Source organism: Nonomuraea recticatena (assembly GCF_039533245.1).
GTDB classification, from domain to species: Bacteria; Actinomycetota; Actinomycetes; order Streptosporangiales; family Streptosporangiaceae; genus Nonomuraea; species Nonomuraea roseola.
In genome coordinates this window covers 154185-180924 of record NZ_BAAATE010000004.1, presented here as the reverse complement: position 1 = coordinate 180924, position 26740 = coordinate 154185, and the positions used below count along the sequence as shown (strand labels likewise).

Sequence of the window (26740 nt, the reverse complement as noted above, 5' to 3'; positions counted from 1 at the left end):
TCTGGGGCGGTCATTGAACGAGAGGCAGCGGCGGCTGCGAGCGAGGGCGGAGAGGAGGACCGCGTGGACCTGCCTACCTATACGAACATCTGGCGCATCGAGAAGCGGCTGTACAAGCTGTACGACCTGCGGCTGCCCATGCCGCTCCCGATCGTCTGGATCGGCGTCTTCGTCGGCGTGCTCGCTCCTTGGTCGCTGTTGCTCTGGCTGGTGGGCATCTCCTTCGAGGCGCCGTGGCACGTGCTCTACCTGGTCCCGCCCGGCATCGTGACGTGGCTGTCGACCCGCCCCGTCATCGAGAGCAAGCGGCTCACCGAACTCCTGCAGTCGCAGCTGCGCTACATGGGCGAGCCGCGCTCCTGGTGCCGCCTCACGCCCTCGGGCGAGCCCGAGACCGTCGTCTTCTCCGGCAGGGTGTGGCGCGCCGCGCCCGCTCCGGTCCGGGTCAAGGCGCGCGCGGGGGCCCGCAGGCGCCAGGCCGTCCCCGTCGCCGACAAGGCCCGTGAGGTACGGCCCGCCGTCGCCGCCGCTGCCGCCGCCGCGGGGCGCGCTCCGGTCGCCGAGCCCGCCACCCTGCGCAAGGGCCTCGGTGGCGCGACGGGCCGCCGTCGCCGCGCTCTCGCGCCCGCTCTGACCCCCGAGACGGCTCAAGGGGCCGCGCTGCCGCAGAGCGCCGCCTCCGAGCCCCTGACGCGACAGGACACGCCCTCCGAGCCCGCGGTGCAGCGCGGCGCGCCGGTGGTACGGCAGGACACGGCTTCCGGGCCCGTGGTACGGCAGGGCGCGCTCTCAGGGACCGCCGCGCGGCGGGTGGAGCAGGATGTCGAGGCGCGTGAGGAGGCCCGTGAATCCTCCCGCGTGGCCGAGGCTCCTCTCGGGTCCGCCTCGGAGGTCGCTCTTCCCGGAGCCGTTTCCAGGGCCGAAGGGGCTTCTCGCGGGGCCGACGGGCCCCGTCCCGCGACCGCCTCCCGGTGGGGGTCGCGATCCGAGCCTTCGGAGGCTCCCACGCCTTCGCCCGCCAAGCCCATCGGCACGGAGGCGCTCCGGCGGCTGCGCAGGCTGGCCGCGACCGCGGACGCCCCCACCCCCTCCGACCCCACCCCCGCCCTCCCCGCCGACCGCAGACCTGTCACGCCAAGACACACCCCCGAGACCACCCCCGGCTCCGTCACTCCCGATCCGGTCGGCCCTGAGCTCGTCACGCCTGAGCTCGCCACCCCGAGCGCCCTCGGCCCCGAGGCGGTACCCGCCGAACCCGGCGGCTCCCGGCCCGTGCGCGCCGAGGCTGTCGATCCCGACCTCGTGCGCGCCGAGGCCGCAGAACCTCGGCCCGTTGACGGGGAGATCGCCGCGCCCGAAGACACCCGTTCCAGGCACATCCGTTCCGGGGCGGCCGGTCTCGAGGGGGCCGGTTCCGAGAACCTCCATTCGGAGGCGTCCGCTTCCGAGGCGGTTCGTTCCGAGGGCGCCCGTTCGGAGGCTGCCGCTCCCGAGGCGACGGGTTCAGGGGCGGCTGATGTCGAGGCGGCGGGTTCCGAGGGCGCCCGTTCTCAGGCGACCGGTTCCGAGGTCGGGGAGTCCAAGGCGGTCGAGCCGGTGGCGGGCAAGGCAGGGGACATCGTGGACGTCGTCCAGGCCGAGGACCAGGCGCGCGATCAACACCGCAAGGGACAGCCGCCGAGGACCGGCGCCGTCGTCCTGCCCGCCTCGCCGCGGGTGTGGCCGCCCACGCCTTCCGGCAAGCCGCCCACGCCTTCCGCCAAGCCGGCCTCGTCCCCCACCAAGCCCGTCTCGTCTCCCGCCAAGCCCGTCACGCCCGTCTCCAAGCCCGTCACGCCCGTCTCGAAGCCGCGCGTCCTGCCCTCGATCGCCCAGGGCCCGCCGACGCCCGCCGACAGTCAGGACGGCCCCGCCCGGCCGGCGTCCCCGGCCACGCCGAGGCCCATCGCCTCGACGCCCAAGCCGCCCCCCATGACACCCCCTCGGGGTGCCCCGCTCAGGAGCGCGCCGCCGACGGACACGCCCCCCAGGGCCACCCCGTCCAGGGCCACGCCGTCCACGAGCACGCCGTCCACGAGCACGCCGTCCAAGGCCACCCCGCCCGCGAGCGCGCCGCCCGCCGGCACGCCGTCCAGGACCGCGGCGGAGCTGCCCAAGGGGCAGCCGCCTCCGCTCTCCATCAGGGCCGTCCCCACCGCGGGCGCCCCGACCACTCCTGCCAACCCCGGCGCGGCCGTTCCCGGACCCCGCAACGAGGCCAGGGTGCGCAGGGTCGAGTCCGTGGTCGGACGCGACTCCTCAGGCGGCTGGCGCAGGCTCGCCCAGGTGGTCGTCGGCGGTGGCGGCAGCCGTACGGACGGGTCGGAGATCGACGAGGCGCGCACGCGCGCGGTCTTCGGCGGCAGCAGACGGGTCGTGGTGCTCGGGTGCACGGGCGGCGCGGGACAGAGCACCACCGCGCTGATGCTCGGCCACACCTTCGCCCACTACCGTGACGACCGGGTGCTCGCGGTCGACGCGAGCACCGGCGGCACCACACTGACCAGCCGCATCAAGGTCGACTCGCCCGAGACGCTGACGAGCCTGCTGTCGGGGCTCGACCAGATCAGCGGCTATCTGAGCATGCGGGCCTTCACCACCCGCACGGGCAGCGGGCTCGAGGTCGTCGCGGCCGACACCGACATCGGCGCCGAGCAGCGTCTGGCCGACCGCACGCTCTACTCCGACCACCGGCTCGGACAGGCGATGCGGCTGCTCGACCATCACTACAAGCTGGCCGTCATCGATCCCGCTCCTGCTCTGGCCGCGCGGGTCCTGCCGTACGCCGACCAGTTGGTGCTGGTGGTGCCGGCGAGTGAGGACGCGGCAGAGGCGGTGGCGATGACCTACGAGTGGCTCGACGGGCACGGCTGCGCGGACCTGCGCAGGCGGGCGGTCATGGTGGTCAACGGGGTGAGCAGGCGCAGCATGAACGACGTCGAGCAGGCCGAGGCGGTGGCCAGGGGCAGGTGCAGGGCCATCGTCAGAGTGCCGTGGGAGGACGACCTGGCGCAGGGCGGCACCGAGCCCGTGGAGCCAGGACGGCTGCGACCGGCGGGACGGCGGGCCTACCTCGCCATGGCCGGAGTCGTGGTCGCGGGATTCGCATCAGCACAGAGCACCCGTCCCAGCGAGGAGGAAGTGGCCCAGTGACCCCCCGGGCACCCAGTGAGAAGCGCGCAAGGCGGACCGCCATCGCAGCGGGCAACGGGCATGACGGAGGTATGGCGGTCTGATGAGCACGCTTCTCGCCGGCCGGCGAAGCTCATGCGCAGAGGGGGCGGCATGAGCAGGTCGACTCGGGCGCACCAGCGCCTGGCGGTCCGCTATTTCGACGATCGCATCCTGCTGACCGAGAGCTCCGCGTGGGCGTACTTCAGGCTGCCGACGGTCAGCTACGAGTTCGTCACTCCTGAGGAGCGCGAGGCGCTCGCCACCAACATCACGATCGCTCTGGCGGCGATCCGCATGCCGGATGCCGAGGTGCACCTGCGGGTCGCGCACCGCACCTATCCCGCGGCCGAATGGGCGATGGCGCTCAACTCGACCTCGGACGAGGGTCCCGGCTGGCGCGACTACCTGGAGGAGATGTACCGGCACGTCTGGGCCAAGGACTTCTGGTCGAAGGAGGTCTACCTCGGCGTACGGCTGGGCCCCCGTGGCAGGCAGCTCGGCGCGGGCGTGCTGTCGCAGCTGTTCGGGTTCTACCAGCGCAGCGAGAAGGCGCTCGGCCTCGACGACGACCACGTGCCCGACAGCGAGATCTCCAAGTGGACCGATCAGGCCGAACGTCTGGGCAGGGCGCTGGCCTCCAGCGCCCTCTACGCCCGCCACGCCACGTCGGGTGAGGTCGCCTGGCTGTTCAGGCACGCGGCGACGGCCTCGCTCGGCGATCCGCCCGCCAGCGCGAGCCCGAAGCGCCGCTGGGGACAGGGCGAGATCGAGTCGCTGGTCGAGGGACAGATCCACAACGGCAGGTCCTTCCTGCGCATCGTGCAGCCGCAGGGCGACTCGTACGTGGCGCACCTGTCCTTCGCCCGCTTCCCCGATCTGATGCCCTTCCCCGACGGCGAGCCGTGGATGCACTTCGCCGACCAGCTCCCCTTCCCCGTGGAGGTCTCGAGCAGGATGCGGCTGATCCCGCCGGTGAAGGCGTCGAAGGACGTCGCGCGCAAGCTCGCGCACGCCCGCGACATGGACATCCACATCCGCGAGGCGGGCGCCGAGGCGCCGATCGCGCTGGCCGAGCAGATCGACGCGGCCCGCATGCTGGAGCACGGCATCACGAAGGAGCGGCTTCCCTTCGTGTACGGCTGGCACCGCCTCATCGTCAGCGCCCCGACCGAGGAGATCTGCCTCCAGCGCGTCGAGGCGGTCGTCGAGCACTACCGCGACATGGGCATCGACATCGTCAACTCCACGGGCGACCAGTTCTCGCTGTTCTGCGAGGCGCTGCCGGGTGAGAAGGTGACCGTCAACGCCTACGCCCAGCGCCAGCCGCTGCGCACGATCGCGGGTGGCATGGCGACCGCGACCGTCGACCTCGGCGACAGGATCGAGACGGAGGCGGGCTGGCACGGGCCGTACATCGGAGAGACCGTCGGCCGCGCCCGCAGCATCGTGCACTTCGACCCGCTGGTGGCCGCCTCGCGCAACAGGCCGACGGCCATCGCGATCACAGGGGAGCCCGGCGGCGGCAAGACCACGCTGGCGCTGCTGATGATCTACCAGATGGCTCTGCGGGGGGTGACGGTCGCGGTGATCGACCCCAAGGGCGACGCCGAGTCGCTGGTGCAGTTGCTGCAGAAGCGTGAGCGCAAGGCCAGGATCATCCCGCTGGGCTCGGCCTCGCCGGGCCTGCTCGACCCGTTCTCCTTCGGCGACGACATCGCGGCAAAGAAGACGATGGCGACCGAGACGCTGCGGCTGCTGCTGCCGCGCATGTCGGAGGAGCGCGAGTCGGCGATGATCCAGGCCGTCGCCGCGGTCTCCAACGCGCCCGATCCCTCTCTCGGCAAGGTCGTCGACTTCCTCGAGCACGCCGACGACGCCGCCTCCAAGAACCTCGGGGCCGTGCTGCGCTCGATGTCGGAGATGCATCTGGCCAGGCTCTGCTTCGACCCGTCCGGCGGCGAGCAGATCGACTCCGAGGGATGGACGACCGTCTTCACCCTCGGCGGCCTCACCCTGCCCGACGCGGCGACGGGTCGCGACGACTACTCCTACGAGCAGCGGCTGTCGGTGGCGCTGCTCTACCTCGTCTCACAGTTCGCCCGCAGGCTGATGAACGGCCTCGACCGGCGGGCGCCCAAGGCGATCTTCCTCGACGAGGCGTGGGCGATCACCTCCACGCCCGAGGGCGCCAAGCTGGTGCCCGAGGTCAGCCGCATGGGCCGCTCGCGCAACACCGCGCTCGTCCTGGTCTCGCAGAACGCAGGAGACCTCCTCAACGAGCAGGTGACCAACTGTCTCTCCTCGGTCTTCGCCTTCCGCTCCACCGAACGGGTGGAGGTCGACCACGTCATGGCTTTGCTGGGCGTGGAGGCCTCGGAGGAGCACAAGGCGGTTCTGCGATCTCTGGGCAACGGCGAATGCATTTTCCGCGATCTCGATGGCAGAGCGGGCCGCATAGGCGTAGACCTGATCTCCGACGAGCTGCTGCGGTGGCTCGACACGAACCCGACGCACGACAAACCCGGGGAGAACGTGCATGATCATATTCGCGGGGGAGTGACAGGAGCGCAGGAGGTACGTTCATGAAGGGCCGACTACGCCGGCGGCTGACGCTGGCGCTGGTGCTGCTCATCGGCGCACTGGCGCTCCCGCTCGCCCTGCCCTCGGGCACGGCGGCCGCCGCCGCTCCGTTCTGTGACCTTTCACCTGACCTCGCCCCGCAGCTCGTCGGCAGCGGTGTCGACGGCCTGCTGCAACCGCCGCCCCCCGAAGGGGCGGCGGCACCGCAGGCGACCACCAACTACGCCAGGTACGGCATGAGCGGCCAGTTCTGGCACACTGACGGGCTCGGGTGCAGCGACGTAGCCGCCGTGCTCGGCAACTCCTGGGCCAACATGATCTTCGACTGGGCGAAGGCCGTCGACCGGTTGACGATCACGACGTACCAGGCGGCGGCGACAGAGGGGCCGCTGCAGTCCATCAAGGACGTCGTCGACGACATCGTCGAGAACCTCGCCGACGCCATGTACTGGCCGTTCCTGCAGCCGATCATCATCCTGGCCGCCATCTGGCTGGCCTGGTACGGCCTGTTCAGGCGCAGGGCGTCGGTCACCACCGAGGCCGTCGTGTGGATGGTCCTCGCGGTCACCGTCGCGGTCTGGTTCTTCAGCCGTCCCGGAGACTTCACCGGGCTCGGCAAGATCGTCACGGACAAGACCACCGAGGTCGTCAACCAGGCCTTCTCCGGTCTGCCCGGCGCGGGCGGCACCTCCTGCCTGCCCACCAAGGGCTCGGCGGACGAGAAGGTCATGGAGGGCGGTTACGGCAGGACGGGCGTCCCCGGCGTCGACCAGAACGCCGACGCGCTGTGGTCCACCCTGGTCTGCAAGCCGTGGCTGGTCGGGCAGTTCGGCACCTCCGACCCCAACGCGCCGGTGATCCGCGACTTCGGCGCCAAGCTCCTCGACATCCAGGCGATCGACAAACAGGAACAGACGGGCCAGACACCCAACAGCAACGCGCACCAGGCCGCCTACGAGGAGATCGCGACCCCGCTGCGCACCACCTCCATCTACTTCCTGTTCCAGGGCAAGGACTGGAGCGGCAGGCTCGGCATCGCCATCGGCGCGCTGCTGGCCGCGCTCATCGCGGGGCTGCTCATCTTCCTGGTGGCGGTCTCGCTGCTGGTGCTGAAGGTGGGTTTCCTGCTGTTGCTCATCATGGGGCCGGTGTTCCTGCTCATCGGCGTCCATCCGGGCAGCGGGCGGATCATCGCGATGCGCTGGGTGGAGATGCTGGTGGGCACCCTGCTCAGGCAGGCCGTCTTGGCGCTGGTGCTGGGCGTGCTCGTGTACGGCTACGCCCTGATCATCTCCACCGCGCTGCCATGGGGCATGCAGATCCTGTTCATGGCGCTGCTGACGATCGCGGTCTTCTTCTACCGGCGACCGTTCCAGCACCTGTTCGCCTCGATGAGCGGCCACACGCTCACCACCAGGATGCTCGGCGAGGCGGCGTCCTCGCCGATCCTGGAGCGGGCGGCCAACACGCTGCCGCCCGTCGCCGTGACCAAGGCGGGCCGCTGGGGCCTGCGCAAGGCCGAGCCGGTTCTGCAGGCGGCCGCCGCGGGCAGCACCGCGGGCGCCTCCGCCGCCGTGGGCGCCGCGGTCGCTCAGGGCAGAGTGAGGGGCGAGGAGGGGGCCGCCGCCGGCGGCGCCGCAGGCACCCGTGTGCCCGCGCCGCTGGCCACCGACCCCGACGGCAAGGGCGGCGCCAGGCCGGCGCCCGCCCAACGCGCGGGCGCGGCCCCGCCGCTCAACCTCAGCACCGGCCGTACGGCGAGGCCGCCGCGCGCCGGTGCGGGCGCTGGCGGGTCGGGAGGGGGCGGTCCCGTCCGCTCCGGCGGCTCGGGAGGCTCGGCGGTGTCCGGCGGTTCGGGCAGTTCCGGAGGCTCCGGCGGTTCGGGGGGCACCGGCGGCTCACGCGGCTCCGGCTGGTTCGGCGGCAGGTCCGGTGGAGGCTGGGCCTCGAGAAGCGGCTCGGGCGGCTCCTCCGGCGGTTCCACCCGCTCGGGCGGCTCGTCCGGCGGCTCGACGCGCTCGGGTCGTGGGTCCAGGTCGTCGGGCGGGCTGTTCGGCGGCGGGTCGGGCTCCTCTTCAGGCTCGTCCTCTCGCGGCTCGTCCCCATCACGTGGTTCCTCGGGCGGATCCTCCGGCGGGGGACGCCCTGCTGACGTGCCCCAGGCTCGCTCCTCGGAGCCGCCGCCGCTGTGGCTGCCCAGCCGCAAGAGCGAGGGCAGGAGTGAGGAGCCTCCCGTGCCGTTCTGGCTCAGGCCCAACGGCCCTGACAAGGACTGACGATGGCACAGCCCGCTGACAAGAGAGGTCTCGCCTTCGCCGCGCTCGTCCTGGTGCTGGCGGCGGTGGGCATCTTCGTGACGATGTGGCCCGACGGGGAGACCTCCCCGCCCGCCGTCGAGCAGGAGACGTCGGCGGGCCGTACGGGATCGGGGTCCTCCGCGGCGCCGGCGGTGGCCACGCCGCTGGCCACCGCCAGCAACGCGCCCTTCGACATCTACTCCTTCCTGCCGATGACCAAGCAGGAGCTGGCGGCGGCGGCCGACCTGGCCGTGCGCTTCACCGCCGCCTACGGCACCTTCCGCTACGACGAGGACCCCGCCGCCTACGCCGACAGGCTGAAGGTGTTCACCACGGCAGGCCTGGCCACCGTGCTGACCCGTACGATCAGCTCGCCCGTCACGGTCGAGGCGAACAGGGCCGACGAGGTGGTCTCGCAGGCGACCGCGAAGGTCAAGGAGATCAGGCAGGTCGACAAGACCTCGATCGTCTTCGTCGTCATCGGCACCAGGGAGGTCTCCGCCAAGAGCGGGCCGACCAGGCGGGACGAGGAGTACGCGGTCACGATGCAGCAGATGGGTTCCGACTGGCGGGTCTTCGACCTGCAGCCCGCCGACGAGGGCCAGGATGGAGACAGCTCCGGGTGAACCTCTCCCCCCGCACGAAGATCGTCGGGGTGATCGGCCTCGCAGGGCTGGTGCTGGTGACGCTGATCATGTCCCCGATGTTGATGACGTCCTTCCCCTCCTTCATCAGCGGCGGAGGACTGCCTGACTGCGAGGAGGTCACGCAGGAGAACGAGGCCGCCTCCGACGGCGCGACCTCCGACATCCCTCCCGACTACCTGGAGCTCTACCGGAAGTTCGGCAAGCAGATCGGTGTCCAGTGGACCATCCTGGCCGCCGTGGGCAAGCGCGAGACCGACCACGGACGCTCCACGCTGCCCGGCGTCCAGAGCGGCACCAACTACGCGGGTGCCGCAGGACCCATGCAGTTCCTGGTCAGCACCTGGGGCGGGGCCAAGCGGATCAAGATCCCGTCGGAGTTCAACGGGTACGCCTCCGACGGCGACGGCGACGGATGGGGCGACATCTACAACCCCGCCGACGCGATCCTCGGCGCGGCCCGCATGCTCAAGCGCAACGGCGCGCCCGAGAACGTCAGGCGGTCGCTGTTCGTGTACAACCGGGCCTGGTGGTACGTCGACCAGGTCGAGGAGATCGCCCGCAAGTACGCCAAGGACGGGACCGTCAAGGTGCCGCCCCAGGCCGACGCCACCTGTGACGAGCCGCTCGTGGAGGCGGCGCCCAGCGACGTGGTGGCGAGGATCCTCGCCTACGCCCTGGACCAGCGCGGCAAGCCGTACCTGTGGGGCGGCACGGGACCCGACGCCTTCGACTGCTCCGGGATCATCTACATGGCCTACAGGAGCGTGGGGCTGTCGATCCCGCGCACCACGTTCGGGCAGTGGCCGTTCGGGGTGAAGGTCCCCGACGGCGAGGAGCAGCCGGGCGACCTGGTGTTCTTCAACGCCGGGCCCGGCACGAGGCCCGACAGCCCCGGACACGTCGGGATGGTCGTCTCCAAGGGCAAGATGATCGAGGCCAGGTGCCGGCTGTGCGGGCCGATCAAGGTGACCAGCTACCGCGGGCGTGACGCCATCGTCGGGTTCACCAGGCCGCTGCAGAACCCCGACGTCATGAACCAGCTCAAGAAACTCGACTCCGCACTCTAGGGTTGAGGGCTTCGAGGGGCGAGGAGACGCGATGACGATTGTGGTGGTGGGGGCGGCGATCGTCGCCGACGGAAGGCTGCTGGCCGCCCAGCGGGCGGAGCCGCCGGAGCTGGCGGGCGGGTGGGAGTTCCCCGGCGGCAAGGTCGACGAGGGCGAGAGCGACGAGGCGGCACTGGTCAGGGAGTGCCAGGAGGAGCTCGGCGTGCTCGTCGAGATCGGCGAGCGGGTGGGCGGGGAGTGGCCGCTCGGCGACGACTACGTCATGCGGGTGTGGCTCGCCTCGCTGGTCTCGGGCGTACCTGAGGCCAAGGAGCACCTGGAGCTGCGCTGGCTCGCGCCCGACGAGCTCTACGACGTGCCCTGGCTGGCGGCGGACCTGCCGGTGGTGCGGGCCGTGGAGTTTATGCTTCGCGAGGGTTAAGACGTTGCGGAGAGTGACATAACCCTTACTGGGCGTGTTGTAGGTTCGCGCCTGTATAGGGGAATCGGGGAAGCGCAGTGAGTTGGTGGCATCGCGCCCGAATCATGTCGGCGGTGGGGTCGGGGGCGCTGATCCTGGCGACCGCGTCGACCTCGGCGGCCGCGGGTTTCGACGCCCCTTCCGCCGGGCGTCTCGGGGACAACGCCGGGAATGTCGGGGAGATCGTCGGAGGGGCGAGCGGGTTCTCGCTGCCTGAGGGTCCGAGGAAGGCGCCGAAGGTGGGGCTCCGCGTGGAGCGCCTCGGCGACCCTGACCTGGGCCACTGGCTGCGCACGGGCGACGTGCTGCGCTTCAGGATCGCTGTCGAGGGGCAGGCTCGCGACGCGATGCTCGCGGTGGCGGCCAGGCCGTCCAAGGCGCTGGCCACGGTGGAGTGCGCCCCCCAGCCCGCCGCCGCGCCGTCCCCACAGCCTTCACAGGCTCCGCACGGCTCGTTCGTCTCCCCACCCCCGCAGCCTCCGCCTACTTCCCCTGGCCCGCAGGGTCTGGACGCTCCGCAGGCTTCGCATGTTCCGCAGAGTCTCCAGGGTCCACAACGCCCGGATGTTCCGCAGGCTTCGCATGCTCCGCAGGGTCTTCAGGGCCTGGAGCGCCCGGATGTTCCGCAGGGTCCGGGTGTTCCGCAGGCTTCGCACGTTCCGCAAGCCCCGCAGCTCGTGCAGGCTCCGCAGGGCAGGGGGGCGGCGGTCTGTGCCCTCGGGGACGTCGCAGGGGAGCGCACGGTCGACGTCAGGCTCGTCGTGCCGAGCGGGGCGCAGGAGGTCGTGCTGGCCGCCGTCGCCCAGGTGAGCGAGGAGGCGGGCGCGGGCACCGAGACGCTCAGCAAGACCACCAGGGCGCGGGTCGCCATTCAGGCGCGGCCGCGGACATCCGACCCGATGACCAGCATCGGAGGGTACGGCGGAGCGGGCATCGCCCCGCCCGTCCCACCGGCCCCGACCGGCGCCCGTATGGCGAGCTCGCTCGACGACCTCGCGGCGGCCGACGACACGGCCACGGACGAAGAGATCATGACGAAGGGCCCCGACGGGGAGCTCGCGGTGGCCGCGCCGAGCGCGAAGGTGGTCGGCGCGGCGCAGAACTTCCAGCCTTCGTACGGCGAGGTGGGCGAGGCCTGGCTCGAGACGGTCGAGGCACCCGTTGCCGGCGGCCCCTCGACCGAGGGCGTTCGCGTGGATGAGCCGCCCGTCTCTTACTTCGAGATGCACGTGATCTCGATGCTGACGCCGCAGGGTGGTTCGGTCACGGGCTCGCTGCCGGTGTCGCCTCCTGGACTGCTGCCAAGCGCGCCCGGAGAGGGACCGCCAGCCGTGGAAGGGGCTTGGAGCGCTGTGGGCAGCGACTCGTACGTGACTCATCCCGGCTCACCCGCCACCGTCGCCGACTCGCTCGCCACTGGCCACAACCCACTTCCGGGCGTGCCCGCAACGACCGGGCACGGTCCTGGTTCGCCCACCACGAGCGGGCTTGTGGGTCCGGGTTCGCCTGTCACGAGCGGGCTTGTGGGTCCGGGTTCGCCTGTCACGAGCGGGCTTGTGGGTCCGGGTTCGCCTGTCACGACCGGGCTTGTGGGTCCGGGTTCGCCTGTCACGACCGGGCATACGGGTCCGGGTTCGCCTGTCATGACCGGGCATACCGGACCAAGCTCGCCTGTCACGACCGGGCATATGGGACCAGGTTCGCCTGCCGCGACCGGGCTTGTGGTGCCGGGCGCGCCCGCCACGACTGTGCACGGCCCGGGTTCACCTGCCGCGAGCGGGCATGTGGTGCCGGGTTGGCCTGCCGCGAGCGGGCTTGTGCATTCCGGCGGCCCTGCCACGAGCGGGCACGTGGGTCCAGGTGCGCCCGCAACCGGTGGGGAGCCTCGTCCGGATCTGCTCGCCACCGGCGCGCATGCGCAGTCGCACGCGCTCGTCCAGGGCGGGAACCCACGTCCCGGTGTGCTGACGGGAGGCGGGAATTCGCTTCTGCACTCCCTCATCCCCGGCGTGGCCCCGAACGTCGTCGACGGTTTGGTCACCCAGGGCGCGGGCGTGCGGGACGCCGAGGGCGGGCCACGTTCCGCCGCCGCCCCTGGACCTGGGGCCGTCACCACAAGGCATGACGGCACCGCCACCCGACCGGGGGCCGTCGCCACGGGCCTTCAGGGCGCCGCCGCTGGACCTGCGGCCACTGCCGCCGGACCACGATCCACTGCCGCCGGGCCCGAAGCCGCCGCCATGGGCCTGGAAGGCGCCACCACCGCCACAGGACCCGCGGCGACCACCACCGGTCCCCAGACCACTGCCACCGGCCCCAAGGGCACCGTCACGGGCCTGGAGAGCGCTGCCACCGGACCCCGTGCCACCGCAACCGACTCCAAAGCCGCCGCCACCGGGTCCAAGGCCACCTCCATCGGACCCAAGGCGACCGCGACCGGACCCAAAGCCGCCACCGGATCCAAAGCATCCACCGGATCCAGAGGCGCCACCGGGTCCAAGGCCACCGCGACAGGGTCCAAGGGAGCCGCGACCGGGACCAAGGGCACCGCGACGGGGTCCAAAGCCGCCGCGACGGGGTCCAAGGCCGCCGCGACCGGATCCGCGACAGGGTCCAAGAGCACCGCGACAGGGTCCAAGACCACAGGCCAGGGCTTGTCTGGTGATGCAGCGAAGGCGCGGTTGGGGGAGGTGGGCGCCAGTCAGGCCAGTGCCTCGTCGCAGCTCGCTGATTCCGGTGCGCCCCAGCTCGGCGCCGCGCCGGCCGCACCCAAGAGCACCACCGCTGATTCTGGTGCGAACGGAGGATTGTGGAACGATCCTCAATTGCGATTGCCGCAGGTGGCGCCACCTCAGCAGCCCAGCCCCAGTTCGTCGGCCATCGCCGCACCATTGCCTCGTGTGATCTCGAGTCCCCCGGTGAAAGCCCAGGCCGAAGACCGGTGGGACCTCACGTCCGGCGCCAATGGGCTGCCCGTCGTGGGAGGTGGCCTCGTGCTGCTGCTCGGCGGACTGTGGGTGGTGGCGAAAGCAGAGAGAACCCGTAGCCGGCGGAAAACTCAGCCGATGTTGTAAATCGGACTTTGCTGTTACATTTACCGCCCTAGTATTCTCATTGACCAAGGTTCGGGAATGCGCGGAGGGCAGCGGTGGCACCGAGGCGACTGACAGCCGTGTCCGCCCTTCTGCTCTCCTTGGGCATCAGCGGCGGCGTGGTTCTCGCGGCAGTTCCGCTCATCGGTCAGGTCGCCAGCGCGTCGGTGGTGGCCAGGGATCCGGACCCCGGCGACGTGGTCCCTCCGTGTGACGCGGGCGAGACCTGTGAACCCACCGAGGTCGTCACCACGGTCACGATCACCACCACGCTCCCCACTCCGACGCCGACCCCGACCGACCCGGTGACCACCGTGACGACCACGGTGACCCCGACGCAGGCGAAGAAGACGAGCAAGGCGCCCGAACCGGAGAAGACCACGCCGGCGCCGACGACCCCGCCGGTGACGCAGGAACAGCCGGTGCAGCCGCCGCCCGTGGCTCCGACCGCCTCCTCTGTCCCGCCGCCCACCACCGCCGAGCTCGAGCCGACGTTCTCCTTCCCCGCGGCGCAGGACCCCAGCACCGCGCAGGACCCGGGAACGGGCACGCCCAGCACGGAGCCCACCGACTCCGAGCAACTGGTGGTGCGCAACGCGGCGCCCGAGTACAACCAGGTCGACCTCAGCCGCAAGCTCGGCATCCCGGCGCTGGTGCTGGTGCTGCTGGCGCTGTTCGCGGTGCTCATCTTCGAGGGCAGGCTGCGCAGACTGGCCCACGCCGCCGCCGTCCGCAGGGCGGGACCCCAGGCGCCCGGCAGGCACCGTGGCGACGGCGCCCCCGAGCCGTACGGTTACCCGGCGGGTCCGGGCTTCGCGGGCGCGGTTCCGGCCTACGCGCCGATCATCAGCTTCGTGCCTGTGCAGACCTACCCCGGAGGGCCCGCGCAGTACGCGCCGGTCTACCAGCAGCCCTTCCCGCAGGACCCGGCGATGTACGGCCAGCAGGGCCAGACGGCCGAGTACCCCGGCTACCCGCAGCACCCCGGACAGCCGCAGACCGCATACACGCAGCCCGCATTCACCGAACCCGCCTACACGCAGCCTGACTACTCGCAGCCGGGATACGAGCAGCCCGACTACACGCACGCTGGACACCAGCAGGCGGGCCCGCAGGACGACTACGCGCAGCGGGAGCACCTCCAGCACGAGGAGCCCCTGGCCGAGCGGTTCGACGCCTTCCAGCCGCGCGAGTTCCATGTGGCGGGCGACGACCCTCTTCCCTCGGACCTGATGACGGGGCACGTGGGACGCGAAGACGACGTTCAGGCCTACCGTGACGGGTCGGCGGAGGCCGACACGGCGGGCTACCGCGGCGGGCTGGCGGAGGGCGGCGCGGCGGGCTTCCTGGCCGGGCCGGTTGACGGCGGCGCTGCGGATGACCAGGACGGACTGGTCGGCGGCGCTCCGGGCTACCGCGACGAAGTGGCTGACAGCGGCGCGGGTTCCTCGGGGCATCTGGCGGAGGGCCGGGAGTACCGGGACCTGTTCGAGCCGCTGGTCGCCCCGGACCAGCCGCCGCTGGGCGACATCCCGCCCGGAGGCGACGCTCCTTTCGACGAGCCGCACCCGGGGCATCCGGTGGCATCCGCCCCGTTGGGCGTGGAGCCGAGCGACGCCGAGCCATGGCAGTACGGCGCCCCCCAGTACGGCGACGCCCCTACGTACGGCGACGCCCCGCGCTACGACGACGCCTCTACGTACGGCGACGCCACGGCATACGGTGATCCCTCGCGCTACGGCGATGCGCGGAGGGACGACGAGGTCTCGCAGGATGACCAGACGTCGATCGTGCCGATGAGGGAGGATCGCGACCACCGCGAGTTCTGATCGCGGTGACGTGTGACGGCTCGTCGCGGTGGGCGGTCTGACGGCTCGCCGTTGCGGCGGGCAGCGAAGTCCTGCTGGGGAAGCGCACGGAGAGGGCCGCGAGCCGGCGACGGCGGGCGGCGCCTGGGATGCGACAGCCGTACGAACCGGGGCTCGGACACGGGCAGCGGCGCGAAGGCGGCGGTTCGGACCTGAGTGCAGGTGCGGTGGCGGCGGTTCGGATCTGAGTGCAGGTGCGGTGGCGGGGGTTCGGATCTGAGTGCAGGTGCGCGGCGGCTGGACGAGCTTCCCCGGGGCCGTGGGGCGCGGCCCCGGGGGAGGGCGTCAGCTGCTCGGGCGGCGGAAGATCTTGCTGCCGAGCCAGACCAGCGGGTCGAACTTGCGGTCCACCACGCGCTCCTTCATCGGGATCAGCGCGTTGTCGGTGATCTTGATGTGCTCAGGGCAGACCTCGGTGCAGCACTTGGTGATGTTGCAGTACCCGAGCCCGTGGTCCTTCTGTGCCGACTCCTTGCGGTCGGCCACGTCGTACGGGTGCATGTCCAGCTCCGCGATCCGCATGAGGAACCTGGGCCCGGAGAAGGCCGGCTTGTTCTCCTCGTGGTCGCGGATGACGTGGCAGACGTTGTTGCACATGAAGCACTCGATGCACTTGCGGAACTCCTGCGAGCGCTCCACGTCGATCTGCTTCATCCGGTACTCGCCCGGCCTGACGTCCGCGGGCGGCGTGAAGGAGGGGACCTCACGGGCCTTCTGGTAGTTGAAGGACACGTCGCACACCAGGTCCTTGATGACGGGGAAGGTGCGCATCGGGGTGACCGTGATGGTCTCGTCCTCGGTGAAGGTGGACATCCGGGTCATGCAGCCCAGGCGCGGCTTGCCGTTGATCTCCATGGAGCACGAGCCGCACTTGCCCGCCTTGCAGTTCCACCGTACGGCCAGGTCGGGCGCCTGGGTGGCCTGCAGGCGGTGGATGATGTCGAGGACGACCTCGCCCTCGTTGACCTCGACGGTGAAGTCCTCGAGCTTGCCCTCGCCGCCCTCACCGCGCCAGACCTTGAACTTCGCCTTGTAACTCATGAGAGCTCCTCGTCGGTGAGGTACTTCTTCAGCTCGCTCACCTCGAACAGGGCGAGCAGGTCTTCGCGCATCCCCGGCTGGATCTTCTCCTCGACCGTGACGGCGGAGCCGTCCTCGGTCGCGGAGCAGACGAGCAGCTTGCGGCGCCACTCGGGGTTCATGCCGGGGAAGTCGTCGCGGGTGTGCCCGCCTCGGCTCTCCTCGCGCAGCAGCGCGGCCTTGGCCACGCACTCGGAGACGAGCAGCATGTTGCGCAGGTCGAGCGCCAGGTGCCAGCCGGGGTTGTAGATGCGTCCTCCGGCCGCGCCGACGAGGTGCACGCGCTCCTTCAGCTTCTCCACGACCTCGAGCGCCTCGGAGATCTCCGAGGCCTTGCGGATGATGCCGACCAGGTCGTTCATGGTCCGCTGGAGCTCGGCGTGGACCTCGTAGGGGTTCTCGCCCGAGCGCTCGAGCGGGGCGAGCGTCTCGGCCCTCGCGCTGTCGACGCTCTCCTGGGAGACGGCGGGCCTCGAAGGCAGGGAGTCGACGTAGGCGGAGGCGCCCGCGCCCGCTCGCCGTCCGAACACCAGCAGGTCGGAGAGCGAGTTGCCGCCGAGCCTGTTGGAGCCGTGCATGCCGCCCGAGACCTCGCCCGCCGCGAACAGGCCGGGGACGGCCGCCGCGCCGGTGTCGGCGTCGACCTCGACGCCGCCCATGATGTAGTGGCAGGTCGGGCCCACCTGCATGGGCTCGGTGGTGATGTCGACGTCGGCCAGCTCCTTGAACTGGTGGTGCATCGACGGCAGCCGCTTGATGATCTCTGCGGCGGGGAGCCTGGTGGACACGTCGAGGAAGACGCCGCCCTGGGGCGAGCCGCGTCCTGCCTTCACCTCGGAGTTGATCGCCCTGGCGACCTCGTCACGCGGCAGCAGCTCCGGAGGGCGGCGGTTGTTGGCCTGGTCGGTGTACCAGCGGTCGCCCTCCTCCTCGGTGGTGGCGTACTTGTCCTTGAACACCTCGGGGATGTAGTTGAACATGAAGCGCTCGCCGAGCGAGTTGCGCAGCACGCCGCCGTCGCCGCGGACCGACTCGGTGACCAGGATGCCGCGCACGGACGGCGGCCACACCATGCCGGTCGGGTGGAACTGGATGAACTCCATGTTGATGAGCTTCGCCCCCGCCAGCAGGGCCAGGGCGTGCCCGTCTCCCGTGTACTCCCAGGAGTTGGAGGTCACCACGTACGACTTGCCGATGCCGCCGGTGGCCAGCACGACCGCGGGCGCGTCGAAGAGCACGAGGTTGCCGGTCTCGCGCCAGTACCCGAAGGCGCCGGAGATGGCGTCGCCGTCCTTGAGCAGGCGGGTGACCGTGCACTCGGCGAAGACCTTGATGTAGGCCTCGTAGTCGCCGTGGGTCTCGTAGTCCTCCTGCTGGAGGGCGACCACCCGCTGCTGGAGGGTGCGGATCAGCTCCAGTCCCGTACGGTCGCCGACGTGCGCCAGGCGGGGGTACTCATGCCCGCCGAAGTTGCGCTGGCTGATCTTGCCGTCCTTGGTGCGGTCGAACAGCGCGCCCCACGCCTCGAGCTCCCACACCCGGTCGGGAGCCTCCTTGGCGTGCAACTCGGCCATGCGCCAGTTGTTGAGGAACTTGCCGCCGCGCATGGTGTCGCGGAAGTGCACCATCCAGTTGTCGTCGGAGTTGACGTTGCCCATGGCCGCGGCCGCGCCGCCCTCGGCCATGACCGTGTGGGCCTTGCCGAACAGCGACTTGCACACGATGGCGGTGCGCTTGCCTTGCTGACGAGCCTCGATGGCGGCCCGAAGACCCGCGCCGCCTGCGCCGATGACGACGACGTCGTATTCGTGACGCTCGATTTCCACTTGTTGGGATCCTTACGCGTACGGGAAGTTGATGATGCCCTTGGCCACGAGACGGACGTAGAAGTCCGCGCCCATCACCGAGAACATCGACGCCCAGGCGAGCGGCTGGTGCTTGGCGTTGAGCTTGGAGATGAACGTCCAGGCCCTGTAGCGCACCGGATGCCGGGAGAAGTGGTTGAGCCGCCCGGCGGTGATGTGCCTGCAGGAGTGGCACGAGAGCGTGTAGGCCACGATCAGGGCCGCGTTGATCAGCAGGATCCAGGTGCCGACTCCGAGTGGCTTGTGGATCAGCGCGAGGATCGCGTCGTAGGTGAGGACGGCGCCGATGACGATCGCGCCGTAGAAGAAGTACCGGTGGATGTTCTGGATGATCAGCGGGAAGCGGGTCTCGCCCGTGTACTTGCCGTGCGGTTCCTGGACGGCGCAGGCGGGCGGGGACAGCCAGAACGAGCGGTAGTACGACTTGCGGTAGTAGTAGCACGTCAACCGGAAGCCACCGGGCAGGCCGAGGATCAGCAGGCCGGCGGGCAAGGTGTACCAGTCCCCGATCGGGGCCCACCCGAACAGGCGCGCACCTTCGGGACACGTCGCCTCGGCCAGGCACGGCGAGGAGAACGGAGCGATGTAAGGCTCGATGTAGATGCTCGGGTCGAATACGGCCCACACGCCGTAGACGAGGAACGAGGCCAGCCCCAGAAAGGTCAGTAGCGGGGCGAGCCACCATCGGTCCGTGCGGAACGTGCGCACCTTCACCTGTGCGCGTTGTCTTCTGACCTGGGGTTCAGGGGTCGTCTGGGTCATCGCGGATCTCTCCACCTCCCGCGGAATGGCTGCTGCGAGGGTGGTGGAATCACTCGCCTCTCGCGCATTGGTGGGGGATACGTTACGACGGCGGCATCGGGTTTTGTGAGAAGGGTCACTCACTTTTTCGATGGCCGCATGTGATTCCTGTCACCCCACTGTCAGAAACGCTGCCCCAAGGACGGGAGCTTAACCACGCCGACAAAGAAATCATCGATTTGGCGGACAACTCGGATGAACTGATGAAAATCCACCGGTTTCGCCACATATGCATTGGCGTGCAGGCTGTAGCTGCGGACGATGTCCTCCTCGGCCTCCGAGGTGGTCAGCACCACGATCGGGATGCTGCGCAGATCGGGGTCACCCTTGACATCGGCCAGAACCTCCCTGCCGTCCTTGCGCGGCAGGTTGAGGTCGAGCAGCATCATGTCCGGCCTGGGAGCCGAGGCGTAGCCGCCCTGCCTGCGCAGGAAGGCCATGGCCTCCTCGCCGTCGTTGACCACGTGCAGGCGGGTGCGGACGTGGTTGAGCTCGAAGGCCTCTCGGGTCAGGAGCACGTCGCCCGGGTCGTCCTCGACGAGCAGCACGTCGAGGGGGCTCGCGTGGTTCATCCATGGCTCCTGCCTGGCAGAGTCCACCGCACGGTGGTGCCGTGACCCTCCCGCTCCTGACTGTCCAACCAGATCCTGCCCCCGTGATACTCCACGATCTTCCTGCACAGGGCCAACCCGATGCCCGTGCCGGGATAGCGGTCACGGGTGTGGAGGCGCTGGAAGATGAGGAAGACCTTGTCAGCGTACTTCTCCTCGATGCCGATGCCGTTGTCCGCGCAGGAGAACTCCCACATGTCGTCCCCGCTCTCGCGCGCCTCGATGCGGACGGTCGGCGGCTCGTCGGCCCTGAACTTGATCGCGTTGCTGATCAGGTTCTGGAAGAGCTGGGAGAGCTGGGTCCTGTTGCCGACGACCTCGGGCAGCGGGCCGTGGGAGACGTCCGCGCCCGACTCCTCCACCCGCACGGCGAGGTTGTGCAGCGCGTCGGCCAGCGGGAGCGCGCTGTCGAGCGGCACCTTCTCCGCGCCGACCCTGCCGACCCTGGAGAAGTCGAGCAGGTCGTTGATGAGCAGCTGCATCCGTTTGGCGCCGTCGACCGCGAAGGCGATGTACTGCTTGGCCTTGTCGTCGAGCTGGTCGCCGTAGCGCTGCTCCAGCATCTGGGTGAAGCTGGCGACCTTGCGCAGCGGCTCCTGCAGGTCGTGGCTGGCCACGTAGGCGAACTGCTCCAGCTCGCCGTTCGAGCGCCGGAGCTCCTGCGCCTGCTCCTCCGAGGCGCGCCACTGGGCCAGGATCCTGCGGCGCATCGCGTCGATGTGGCCCGACAGCTCCGACAGCTCGGCGGGACGGTCGACCTTGAGCGAGCGGTCGAAGTCGCCTTGGGCGACCGCGCGGACCTGCGAGGTCAGCTCGGCCACGGGGCGCAGCACCACGTGCCTGACGATGACGCCGAGCAGGATGAGCACCCCCACCAGGACGGCCGCCAGCAGGCCGAGGGCGAAGGTGAAGCTGCCGGCACGCTGCTCAAGCTGCTGGGATCTGGAGGCGTGCAGCGACTCGAGATGGGTGCGCTGGGCGTTGAGCGCCGTCCTGACCTCGCCGAACCTGACGTTGTTGACCTTCGCGTTCTCCCTCGTCAGGCCCGCGCCCCCGAGGACGGGCTCGGCGTACTGCGCGCGCCACGCGGCGCTCGCCCGCCTGATGGCCTCGAGCCTGTGGCCGGGCACGAGCCCGGCGACGCGGTCGACGGCGCGGTCCTCGTCGGCGCGCGCCTGCCGGTAGGCGGAGAGGTACTGGCGGTCCGAGGTCAGGCCGAAACTCCTGACCGCGCCCTCCTGCGCCGCCAGGGCCACCGACAGGTCGAGCGTGGCCAGCGCGGCGGGGTCCACGACGTCGATCACCTCGTGCCGCGCCTCGGAGAGCCGCGCGAGCGTGCCGGTGGTGAGCGTCGCCCCCGCCACCAGGACGAGCAGGCCGACGATCCCGGCGAACATGAACCAGCGGCCGATGGGCAGCCTGCCGTACCCGGTGGGCGGGTTGGGCGGAGGCAGCGGTCGAGGGCGGGCCATCGCTCACCCCTTCCTGGAGATCAGCACGGCGGCGAGGTCGTCGGAGAGGGCTTCCCTGTTGATCTCGGTCACCCTGTCGATGATCCGGTCGAGGTCGATGCCGCCGTGTTCGTCGATGATCCGCAGCAGCCCGTCGGTGCCCAGCAGGTCGGGCCCGCCGCCGACGGTCGCCTCGGTCAGCCCGTCGGTGTAGAGGAGCATCGACCACTCCTCGCCGAGCGGCACGTCGATGGCGCGCCAGGCGACTTCGGGGAAGATGCCGAGAGGCGGACCCGAAGGCCCGCCTCGCACCACGTCGAGCCGGCCCTCTCTGATCAGGACGGGTGGCGGGTGGCCGACCAGGTGCATGGTCGCGTGCCGCAGCGAGGGGTCGATGGTGGCGGTGCAGAGCGTGGTGAAGATCTCCGGTGACCTGCGCTCGTGCTTGAGCACGGTGTCGAGCGTCTGGAGCGCCTCGTTGCCGTGGATGCCCGCCAGCGTCAGCGTCCGCCAGGCGATGCGCAGCGCCACGCCGAGCGCCGCCTCGTCGGGGCCGTGTCCGCACACGTCGCCGATGACGGTGTGGATCGCGCCGTCGGAGCCCTGCACGGTGTCGTAGAAGTCGCCTGCCAGCAGGGAGCGCTGCCGTCCTGGGAGGTAGCGGCACTGATGGGCGACGGGGCCCTGCGGCAGCAGCGGCACGGGCAGCAGGCCGTACTCCAGGCGGGTGTTCTCCCTGCTGGTCAGCTCCGACTGGATGAGCCGCTGGTGGGCCAGGTCGGCGCGCTTGCGCTCGATGGCGTAGCGGATGGCCCTGGCCAGCAGGCGGGCGTCGACGTCCTGCTTGACGAGGAAGTCCTCGGCGCCCTCGGCCACCGCCGCGATGCCCACGTGCGCGTCGTTGAGCCCGGTCAGCACGAGCACGGCGACGTCGGGCGCCATGGCCAGCACCTCGCGCAGCGCCTCCATGCCGTCGGCGTCGGGCAGCGACAGGTCGACGAGCACGCACTGGATGTCGCGGTTGAAGCGCTGTCTGGCCTCGGCGATGCTGCGCGCCCAGGTGATCGTGGGTGGCTTCTCCACTTCCTGGAGCAGCTCCTCGACCAGGAAGGCGTCGCCCGCGTCATCCTCGATCAGCAGCAGGGGCGGCATCTCTGGCAGGCCGTGTGCTGTCACGTACACCTCTGATGAGCTCGACACCTTGGGGTAGTTCGCCCCCATGTTCCGCTTCCGCGAGGAAGAAGAGCAAGGTAGCGCGAAAGGCCTGCGCGGCCCTGGTCGGTTCGACGTCCTTCCTGTGGGCCAGGGCGATCGTCCGGCGCAGCCCGGGCGGCGCCAGCGGGATGCCAGTCAGCCCTGGACGCCCGTCCAGCACCATCGAGGGCACCACCGCCACGCCGAGGCCGGCCTCGACGAAGCGAAGCACGGCGTCCATCTCACCGCCCTCGACCGCGAACCTGGGCTCGAACCCCGCCTGCCTGCAGGCGGCCAGCGTGGCCTCCCGCAGGTCGTAGCCCCGCCTGAACATCACCATCGGCCGCCCGCGCAGGTCTTCGATCCGAAGGTACGGCCTGCGGACCCGCGCGTGCGAAGGCGAGGCGACCACGAGGTTCTCCCGCAGGATCTCCTCGGTCACCAGCGCGGGGTCGTCGCTCTGCAGCGGCATGATGATGACCGAGAGGTCGAGCTGCCCCCTGGCGAGCGCTCTGACCAGGTCACGGGAGCCGCCCTCCTCGACGAGCAGCTCGATCCCCGGGTACTCACGATGAAAGCGGGCCAGCGCGTCGGCCAGCAGGCCCGCGCAGAGCGAGGGGGTGGCGCCGAGCCGTACCCTGCCTCTCCGGAGCCCGGCCAGCTCGGCGACCTCCTGCCGGGCGGTGTCGGCGTCGGCCAGCATCCTGCGCGCCAGCGGCAGCAGGGACTCGCCGGCGGGCGTCAGCGTGACGTTCCCCCTCGCGCGGGAGAACAGTGGCGCGCCCAGCTCCGTCTCCAGCGCCTTGATCTGCTTGCTCAGCGACGGCTGCGCGACACGCATCCGCTCGGCGGCCTGGGTGAAGTGCCTCGTCTCCGCCACCGCGACGAAGTAGGCGAGCTGCTGGAGCTGCACTTTCCACAGCGTACGGGGTGTGAGATTGATCGCACCGACGCGGGGCCAAGCCGTGTCCTGCCGGATAAATAGCCGTTGGCTATCGAAACCAGAACCATGATGACTTGGACGGATAACTGCAGCGTAATTAGCGTCAGAAGACGTGACAGCCACCATTGAGCGCGGGTCCGCCACCGCGCCGGTTACCTCCCCAGCGAAGGCTTCCCAGCCTTCAACGCCCAAGAAGACCGGCGGGTTCCTGGGCTCCTCCAACGGCAAGAAGGTCGTGATGGCCGTCACGGGCGCCATCATGGTCGGCTTCCTCGCGTTGCACATGCTGGGCAATCTCAAGATCTTCCTCGGCAACGACTCCTTCAATGAGTACGCGCACGCGCTCCGCACGCTGGGGGAGCCGCTGGTGCCGTACCGGACGGTGCTGACCGTCCTTGAGGCGATCCTGCTGATCAGCGTCGTGCTGCACATGTGGGCCGCGATCTCCCTGGCCCGCCGCGCGGGCAGGGCGCGGCCGGTGAAGTACGTCGCCAAGAAGTCGCAGGCGCAGGGCTACACCACGCACATCATGCGCTGGGGCGGCGTGACGATCGCGCTCTACCTCGTCTGGCACCTGCTCGACCTGACCTTCGGTGTGGTCAACCCCAAGGGCTTCGACTCCTCGCCGGCCGACCGGATGATCGCCGGGTTCCAGCCTGAGCGCTGGTGGGTCACCCTCATCTACGTCATCGCGCTGGTCATGGTCGGCCTGCACCTTCGTCACGGTCTGTGGAGCGGCTTCCAGACCCTCGGCTGGGCCAAGGACCGCCAGCGGACGCTCAAGCTCGCCGCCGGCGCCGTCTCCGCCGTGATCGTCCTGGGCTTCCTGGCCCCGCCCATCGCCATCATGATCGGATTCGGCAAGTGAAGTACACAGAGGGCGCGGAGATCCGCGACACCAAGGCTCCCGACGGTCCCATCGAGGAGCGCTGGGAGAAGCGGAAGTTCAGCGCCAAGCTGGTCAACCCGGCCAACAAGCGCAAGCTCCAGGTGATCGTGGTGGGCACCGGTCTGGCGGGCGGCTCGGCCGCCGCGACCCTGGGCGAGCTGGGCTACAAGGTGAAGTCCTTCTGTTACCAGGACTCCCCGCGCCGCGCGCACTCCATCGCCGCGCAGGGCGGGATCAACGCCGCGAAGAACTACAGGGGCGACGGCGACTCGATCTACCGGCTGTTCTACGACACGGTGAAGGGCGGCGACTTCCGCGCCCGCGAGTCGAACGTCTACCGCCTGGCCCAGGTGTCGGTGAACATCATCGACCAGGCCGTCGCGCAGGGCGTCCCCTTCGCCCGTGAGTACGGCGGGCTGCTCGACACCCGCTCCTTCGGCGGCGCGCAGGTCTCCCGCACCTTCTACGCCAGGGGCCAGACGGGCCAGCAGCTGCTTCTGGGCGCCTACCAGGCGCTGGAGCGGCAGGTCGCGGCGGGCACCGTGGAGATGTTCACCAGGCACGAGATGCTCGAGCTGATCGTCTCCGACGGCAGGGCGCGCGGCATCATCGTGCGCGACATGGTCACCGGCGAGATCGAGCGGCACATGGCCGACGCGGTCGTGCTGGCCACCGGCGGCTACGGCAACGTCTTCTACCTGTCCACGAACGCCAAGGGCTGCAACACCACGGCGATCTGGCGGGCGCACGAGCAGGGCGCCTACTTCGCCAACCCCTGCTACACGCAGATCCACCCGACCTGCATCCCGGTGTCCGGCGAGTACCAGTCGAAGCTGACGCTGATGTCGGAGTCGCTGCGCAACGACGGCAGGGTCTGGGTCCCGGTGGCGGCGGGCGACACGCGCGCCCCCGGCGACATCCCCGAGGCCGAGCGCGACTACTACCTGGAGCGGATCTACCCCGCCTTCGGCAACCTGGTCCCTCGTGACATCGCCTCCCGCGCCGCCAAGAACGTCTGCGACGAGGGACGCGGCGTCGGCCCCGGCGGGCTGGGCGTCTACCTCGACTTCCGCGACGCGATCAACCGGCTCGGCCGCGACGCGGTGGAGAAGAAGTACGGCAACCTCTTCGAGATGTACGAGCGCATCACCGGCGAGGACCCCTACACCCAGCCGATGCGCATCTACCCCGCCGTGCACTACACGATGGGCGGCCTGTGGGTGGACTACGACCTGCAGTCCACGATCCCGGGGCTGTTCGTGATCGGCGAGGCGAACTTCTCCGACCACGGCGCCAACCGCCTGGGCGCCTCCGCGCTGATGCAGGGCCTGGCCGACGGCTACTTCGTCCTGCCGACCACCATCGGCGACTACCTGGCCAACGGCCCGTACGGCGAGGTCGACGAGGAGGTCGTCGCCGAGGCCGAGATCAAGGTCCGCACGAAGATCGACAAGCTGCTGTCGGTCAACGGCACCCGCACCCCCGACTCCTTCCACAGGGAGCTCGGCAGGATCATGTGGGAGTACTGCGGCATGGAGCGCACAGAGGAGTCGCTGCGCAAGGCGCTGGAGCTGATCCCCTCGCTGCGCGAGGAGTTCTGGCGCGACGTCAAGGTCTCCGGCACCGCGGAGGAGCTGAACCAGGTGCTGGAGAAGGCGGGGCGCGTCGCCGACTTCTTCGACCTGGCCGAGCTCATGTGCCTGGACGCGCTGGTGCGCACCGAGTCGTGCGGCGGCCACTTCCGCGCCGAGTCGCAGGACGCCGACGGCGAGGCGCTGCGCGACGACGAGCACTTCGCCCACGTGTCGGCGTGGGAGCACACCCCCGAGGGGCCCGTGCTGCACAAGGAACCGCTCGAGTACGAGTACGTCAAGATGAGCCAGCGGAGCTACAAGTGAACCTCACCCTTAAGGTCTGGCGTCAGAGCGGTCCCAAGGACTCCGGCCGGATGGTGACCTACCAGGCCAAGGACGTCTCTCCCGACATGTCCTTCCTGGAGATGCTCGACGTCGTCAACGAGCAGCTGATCCTGGCGGGCGACGACCCGATCGCCTTCGACCACGACTGCCGCGAGGGCATCTGCGGCATGTGCGGCATGGTCATCAACGGTGTCGCGCACGGCGAGCAGCGCGCCACCACGACGTGCCAGCTGCACATGCGTCACTTCGAGGACGGCGCCACCGTCACCATCGAGCCGTGGAGGGCCGCGCCCTTCCCGGTGGTGAAGGACCTGGTCGTGGACAGGTCGGCCTTCGACCGCATCATCCAGGCGGGCGGGTTCGTCTCGGTCCCCGCCGGTTCGGCGCCCGACGCCCACAGCCTGCCCGTGCGCAAGGAGGACGCCGACGACGCCTTCGACGCGGCCACCTGCATCGGCTGCGGCGCCTGCGTCGCGGCCTGCCCGAACGGCTCGGCCTCGCTGTTCACCGCGGCGAAGATCACCCACCTCTCCCTGCTGCCGCAGGGCCAGCCCGAGCGGATCGCCAGGGCCAAGTCGATGGTGGACCAGATGGACGCCGAGGGCTTCGGCGGATGCACCAACACCGGCGAGTGCACGGCCGTCTGCCCGAAGGGCATCCCGCTGGACACGATCGCCAGGATGAACAGCGACTACCTCAAGGCCAACGCCAAGTAGGTCCTCGCGCGACTGCGGGCCGTGCCTCCCTTCCGGAGGCACGGCCC

At 70.3% G+C, this 26740-nt stretch carries 18 protein-coding genes; 11 read left to right on the top strand and 7 right to left on the bottom strand.

Going from position 1 to position 26740, the window contains the following annotated elements; genetic code table 11:
- The first annotated feature begins 63 nt into the window (after positions 1-63).
- The 8 genes from ABFX50_RS09735 to ABFX50_RS09700 all read left to right on the top strand — a co-directional run bounded on the left by ABFX50_RS09735 (position 64) and on the right by ABFX50_RS09700 (position 15185).
- Positions 64-3192 carry a TcpE family conjugal transfer membrane protein gene (locus tag ABFX50_RS09735; RefSeq protein WP_346145171.1) on the top strand — a complete coding sequence of 1043 codons (3129 nt, stop codon included), beginning with the start codon at positions 64-66 and terminating at the stop codon, positions 3190-3192.
- Positions 3193-3324: 132 nt separating this feature from the next.
- Positions 3325-5799 carry an ATP-binding protein gene (locus ABFX50_RS09730; RefSeq protein WP_183655446.1) on the top strand — a complete coding sequence of 825 codons (2475 nt, stop codon included), beginning with the start codon at positions 3325-3327 and terminating at the stop codon, positions 5797-5799.
- Positions 5796-8069, top strand: a complete 2274-nt coding sequence (locus ABFX50_RS09725; protein ID WP_346145169.1) for a type IV secretion system protein — start codon at positions 5796-5798, stop codon at positions 8067-8069. The genes ABFX50_RS09730 and ABFX50_RS09725 overlap by 4 nt, the downstream gene beginning before the upstream one ends.
- Positions 8070-8071: 2 nt before the next feature.
- Positions 8072-8716 carry a hypothetical protein gene (locus tag ABFX50_RS09720; RefSeq protein ID WP_346145167.1) on the top strand — a complete coding sequence of 215 codons (645 nt, stop codon included), beginning with the start codon at positions 8072-8074 and terminating at the stop codon, positions 8714-8716.
- Positions 8713-9804, top strand: coding sequence for a C40 family peptidase (locus tag ABFX50_RS09715; RefSeq protein WP_346129088.1), 1092 nt, complete (start codon positions 8713-8715; stop codon positions 9802-9804). Before ABFX50_RS09720 ends, ABFX50_RS09715 begins: the two co-directional genes overlap by 4 nt.
- A gap of 31 nt (positions 9805-9835) precedes the next feature.
- Positions 9836-10225, top strand: a complete 390-nt coding sequence (locus tag ABFX50_RS09710) for a (deoxy)nucleoside triphosphate pyrophosphohydrolase (RefSeq protein ID WP_346145165.1) — start codon at positions 9836-9838, stop codon at positions 10223-10225.
- Between the two features lie 290 nt (positions 10226-10515).
- Positions 10516-13338 carry a hypothetical protein gene (locus tag ABFX50_RS09705; RefSeq protein WP_346145163.1) on the top strand — a complete coding sequence of 941 codons (2823 nt, stop codon included), beginning with the start codon at positions 10516-10518 and terminating at the stop codon, positions 13336-13338.
- 98 nt (positions 13339-13436) lie between these two features.
- Positions 13437-15185, top strand: a complete 1749-nt coding sequence (locus ABFX50_RS09700) for a hypothetical protein (protein ID WP_346145161.1) — start codon at positions 13437-13439, stop codon at positions 15183-15185.
- A 324-nt stretch (positions 15186-15509) separates the two neighbouring features.
- Here the strand turns inward: ABFX50_RS09700 and ABFX50_RS09695 are convergent, their stop codons facing one another.
- The 7 genes from ABFX50_RS09695 to ABFX50_RS09665 all read right to left on the bottom strand — a co-directional run bounded on the left by ABFX50_RS09695 (position 15510) and on the right by ABFX50_RS09665 (position 23139).
- Positions 15510-16265, bottom strand: coding sequence for a succinate dehydrogenase/fumarate reductase iron-sulfur subunit (locus ABFX50_RS09695; protein WP_346145159.1), 756 nt, complete (start codon positions 16263-16265; stop codon positions 15510-15512).
- On the bottom strand, positions 16262-18130 hold the full coding sequence (locus tag ABFX50_RS09690; protein ID WP_346145157.1) for a fumarate reductase/succinate dehydrogenase flavoprotein subunit: 1869 nt from the start codon (positions 18128-18130) through the stop codon (positions 16262-16264). The genes ABFX50_RS09695 and ABFX50_RS09690 overlap by 4 nt, the downstream gene beginning before the upstream one ends.
- A gap of 12 nt (positions 18131-18142) precedes the next feature.
- The gene (locus ABFX50_RS09685) at positions 18143-18931 is read right to left on the bottom strand and encodes a hypothetical protein (RefSeq protein ID WP_183655466.1); all 789 of its coding nucleotides are present in this window, start codon (positions 18929-18931) and stop codon (positions 18143-18145) included.
- 161 nt (positions 18932-19092) lie between these two features.
- Positions 19093-19542 (bottom strand): response regulator, encoded by a 450-nt coding sequence (locus tag ABFX50_RS09680; RefSeq protein WP_183655468.1) that lies wholly within the window; start codon positions 19540-19542, stop codon positions 19093-19095.
- Entirely contained in the window at positions 19539-21053 is a 1515-nt protein-coding gene (locus ABFX50_RS09675; protein ID WP_346145154.1) for a sensor histidine kinase, read from the bottom strand. The genes ABFX50_RS09680 and ABFX50_RS09675 overlap by 4 nt, the downstream gene beginning before the upstream one ends.
- 3 nt (positions 21054-21056) lie before the next feature.
- On the bottom strand, positions 21057-22208 hold the full coding sequence (locus ABFX50_RS09670; RefSeq protein WP_346129099.1) for a SpoIIE family protein phosphatase: 1152 nt from the start codon (positions 22206-22208) through the stop codon (positions 21057-21059).
- Positions 22156-23139 carry a LysR family transcriptional regulator gene (locus tag ABFX50_RS09665; protein WP_346145152.1) on the bottom strand — a complete coding sequence of 328 codons (984 nt, stop codon included), beginning with the start codon at positions 23137-23139 and terminating at the stop codon, positions 22156-22158. Before ABFX50_RS09665 ends, ABFX50_RS09670 begins: the two co-directional genes overlap by 53 nt.
- Positions 23140-23281: 142 nt before the next feature.
- Between ABFX50_RS09665 and ABFX50_RS09660 the strand changes: the two genes are divergently transcribed.
- Genes ABFX50_RS09660 through ABFX50_RS09650 form a run of 3 tightly spaced genes read left to right on the top strand, consistent with a single transcriptional unit; the run spans position 23282 to position 26693 of the window.
- A complete protein-coding gene (locus ABFX50_RS09660) occupies positions 23282-24037 on the top strand; it encodes a succinate dehydrogenase cytochrome b subunit (protein ID WP_346129101.1) in 756 nt (251 codons plus the stop codon).
- Positions 24034-25956 carry a fumarate reductase/succinate dehydrogenase flavoprotein subunit gene (locus tag ABFX50_RS09655; RefSeq protein WP_346145150.1) on the top strand — a complete coding sequence of 641 codons (1923 nt, stop codon included), beginning with the start codon at positions 24034-24036 and terminating at the stop codon, positions 25954-25956. Before ABFX50_RS09660 ends, ABFX50_RS09655 begins: the two co-directional genes overlap by 4 nt.
- Complete coding sequence (locus tag ABFX50_RS09650; RefSeq protein ID WP_192777938.1) at positions 25953-26693, top strand: succinate dehydrogenase/fumarate reductase iron-sulfur subunit; 741 nt, start codon at positions 25953-25955, stop codon at positions 26691-26693. The genes ABFX50_RS09655 and ABFX50_RS09650 overlap by 4 nt, the downstream gene beginning before the upstream one ends.
- Positions 26694-26740 lie beyond the last annotated feature (47 nt).